This is a genomic window from Chryseobacterium barbadense (genome assembly GCF_042849955.1).
Taxonomy (GTDB): Bacteria; Bacteroidota; Bacteroidia; order Flavobacteriales; family Weeksellaceae; genus Chryseobacterium.
Map to the genome: position 1 here is coordinate 1 of NZ_BAAFHL010000119.1, position 3703 is coordinate 3703.

A 3703-nucleotide genomic window follows, 5' to 3' on the forward strand; every position below is an offset into this window, starting at 1 on the left:
CCAGCTCGAATGAAAGCATGGTCCCGGAAACCGCACCGGTTGCAAATAATATCGCAACCCCTTTGCTCCACGCTTTAGTGAGCCCTTTGTAGATCTCATTGTTAGTTTTAAGGTATTTCCAATGCGCAAAAGCCATTAAAAAAGGCATGACCATACCAACACAGGCGAAAATGATATGAAAACCGAGCGATATGGCCATTTGTGCACGAGCGGCAAGAAAATCGTCCATAATATCAACTTTTTGAGTAAATAAAGGTACGGATAAATTAAAGACAGCTCATATGATTTACAACAGTTACAGTTGAAAAAATTCATGATAACTTTGATTTTTTTGAATTGATTTTCGTGTGGATAAATCAAGATTTTTTTGACATATTTTAACTTTCATACCTCGAAAAAAATCACGATATTTGTAAGTCTTTGCATTGAGCAAAGATTTTTAATATTTAGTATGAGTCAGAAACAATATACAGCTAGTAGTATTCAGGCATTGGAAGGAATGGAGCACGTTCGTATGCGTCCTTCAATGTACATTGGTGATGTGGGAGTAAGAGGCCTCCACCATTTGGTTTATGAAGTAGTAGATAACTCTATTGACGAAGCATTGGCAGGATACTGCGATACCATCTTCGTTAGCATTAAGGAAGGAAACGGAATTGAAGTTAGTGATAACGGAAGAGGTATTCCGGTTGACTTCCATGAAAAAGAACAAAAATCTGCTCTTGAGGTTGTAATGACGAAAATTGGAGCCGGAGGTAAGTTCGATAAAGATTCTTATAAAGTTTCCGGAGGTCTTCACGGAGTCGGGGTATCGTGTGTGAACGCGCTTTCTAACGAAATGATTACTACCGTATACAGAGACGGAAATATTTATCAACAGATCTATTCCAGAGGAAAGGCACAGACAGGAGTAGAAGAGATAGGCCACAGTGATAAAAGAGGAACCAAGCAGTTTTTTCAGCCGGATGATACTATTTTCACAGAATTAGTTTACAATTATGATACTTTAGCCAATCGTTTAAGAGAGCTTTCTTATCTTAATAAAGGAATTACCATTACTCTTACCGATGAAAGAGAAAAATTGGAAGATGGTTCTTTCAAAACGGAAATTTTTTATTCCGAAGGCGGTTTAAAGGAATTTGTTGCCTACATTGACGGAAACCGTGAATCTATCATGGAGCACGTAATTTTCATGGAAGGAGAAAGAGATGATATTCCTGTGGAAGTGGCGATGCGTTACAATACTTCTTTCAATGAAAACCTTCACTCTTATGTAAATAACATCAATACCCATGAAGGAGGAACTCATTTGGCTGGTTTCAGACGTGCATTGACAAGAACTTTGAAGAAGTATGCCGATGATTTGGGAATTCCACAAAAAGAAAAAGTAGAAATTACAGGGGATGACTTCCGTGAAGGATTAACGGCTGTGGTTTCCGTAAAAGTAATGGAGCCTCAGTTTGAAGGACAGACTAAAACAAAACTAGGAAACTCTGAAGTTTCCGGTGCGGTGGATAAGATCGTTGGGGAAATGTTGACTAACTTCCTGGAAGAAAACCCTAATGAAGCTAAGCAGATTGTTCAAAAAGTTGTTTTAGCAGCAAAAGCAAGGCAGGCCGCCAAGAAAGCCCGTGAAATGGTTCAGAGAAAATCGCCGATGGGTGGTTCTGGACTTCCGGGAAAGCTTTCAGACTGTTCATCAAAAGATCCGGCAGAATCAGAAATCTTCCTTGTAGAGGGAGATTCCGCAGGAGGAACTGCAAAACAGGGAAGAGACAGACATTTCCAAGCTATTTTGCCTTTAAGAGGTAAAATTTTGAACGTAGAAAAATCCATGCTTCATAAAGTATATGATAACGAGGAGATCAGAAATATCTATACTGCGCTTGGAGTTTCTGTAGGAACAGAAGAGGACAGTAAAGCCCTGAACTTAGCTAAATTAAGATACCATAAGATCGTGATCATGACCGATGCTGATATTGATGGTTCCCACATTTCTACATTGATTCTTACTTTCTTCTTCAGATATATGAAAGAGCTTATCGAGAACGGATATATTTATATCGCTCAACCGCCTTTATATTTGTTAAAGAAAGGAAACAAAAAAGTATACGCTTATAACGAAAAAGAGCGTGAAGAGTTTACTTTAGAGATGTCTCCTGATGGAAAAGGCGTTGAGGTACAGCGTTACAAAGGTCTTGGGGAAATGAACCCGGAACAGCTTTGGGAAACAACGCTTAATCCTGAACATAGAATCTTGAAACAGGTAACCATTGATAATGCTGTGGAAGCAGACAGTATCTTCTCTATGTTAATGGGAGATGAGGTTCCGCCACGAAGAGAATTTATTGAGAAGAATGCAAAATATGCTAAGATTGATGCATAATTCTTAAAAAATATACTTAAAAAAGACTTCAGTAATGAAGTCTTTTTTTATTTTTTTAATAAAATTTTAACATTTATTAAGATTTTATTATTTTTGGGAAATTTTACAATCATGATGAAAATCTTAATAGCCGGAGCTTTATCAGTAGCTTCACTGTATTACGCTCAAATCTATCCTGTATCAGCAATTCCTGAAAATTTAAAGAAAAACGCCAATGTTGTTGTCAGAAAAGACTTTACAACAGTACAAATTAATAAAATAGATGAAATAAAATACCAGTATGCTACGGTTACCACAGTTCTGAATAAAGACGGAGATTCTCAGGCTGTCGCTTATATTCCTTACGAGAAAGGAGATGATATCTCAGATGTTAAGGTCACAATATATGATGAATCAGGTAAAAAGCTTAAAAGTTTTTCAAAGTCGGATTTCGGAGATTTTGCTAATAATCCTCAAGGTGCATTTTATACGGATAACAGGATATTAGCATTGACATTTACTCCTACGCAATATCCTTACACTATTGATTTTTCTTATCAAATTACTAATGAGAATACAGTTTTCATTCCGGATTTTCTTCCGTTTTCCGATACCAATATTTCTTTGGAAGAAGCCCAGTTTAAGATTATTAATAAATCAGGGATAGAGCTTCGCACTAAAACATATCCTTCCAAATATAACTATGCATCTGTTGTGGAAAATGATAATGCAGGGGAGAAAACTTATTCCTATAAAAATATTCCTGCTATTGATGATGTGTCTTTATTGCCGCAACCGATAAAGATATTACCAAAAGTAAGCTTTTCGCTTACAAAATTCAATCTTGAAGGAAAACAGGGTACCATCAATACATGGGAAGACTTCGGATCATGGTATTACAACAGTATTTTACAGCCGGTTTCCGTTTCCTCACCCGCAATTAAGGCCGAAGTGGCCGCACTAAATCTTCAGGGGTCCACCGAAGAAAAAGTAAAAAAACTTTATCAGCATATGCAGGCGAAAACAAGATATATTTTTGTGGCTTTAGGAATCGGAGGGTGGCAACCGATGATGCCGGATGAGGTGAATAAAAAAGGATATGGTGATTGTAAAGGCCTTACTAATTATATGAAAACCCTGTTAGACGAGGCTGGAATCCCATCCTATTATTGTGTGATCAATTCTAATGTGTCACAGATTTCATTTGATCCGGGTTTTCCAAAAATGGGTGGTAATCATGTTATTCTGATGGTCCCTACGGAAAAAGGTAACATCTGGCTTGAAAACACTTCCCAACAGGTAGCATTTAATCATTTGGGCTACAGCACTACTGATAGA

Annotated in this window: 3 protein-coding genes; 2 read left to right on the forward strand and 1 reads right to left on the reverse strand. The window is 37.3% G+C overall.

Translation table 11 applies throughout. The annotated features are described in order from the left end of the window. Positions 1–229, reverse strand: a 229-nt coding sequence (locus tag ACGHIN_RS16900; RefSeq protein WP_390456284.1) for a cytochrome ubiquinol oxidase subunit I, incomplete at its 3' end; no start/stop codon positions are given. A 222-nt stretch (positions 230–451) separates the two neighbouring features. On the opposite strand from ACGHIN_RS16900, the gene gyrB reads away from it, so the two are divergent. Together gyrB and ACGHIN_RS16910 are read left to right on the forward strand one after the other, a co-directional pair. After that, positions 452–2386: a DNA topoisomerase (ATP-hydrolyzing) subunit B gene (gene gyrB, locus ACGHIN_RS16905; protein WP_390456287.1), complete on the forward strand. Its 1935-nt coding sequence runs from the start codon at positions 452–454 to the stop codon at positions 2384–2386. Between the two features lie 111 nt (positions 2387–2497). Then, positions 2498–3703: DUF3857 domain-containing protein (locus tag ACGHIN_RS16910; protein ID WP_390456289.1), on the forward strand; the 1206-nt coding region annotated here is incomplete at its 3' end.

Excerpts from the sequence above, each read along its gene's own strand:
- gyrB (WP_390456287.1), top strand. The coding sequence starts at position 452 with ATGAGTCAGAAACAATATACAGCTAGTAGTATTCAGGCATTGGAAGGA.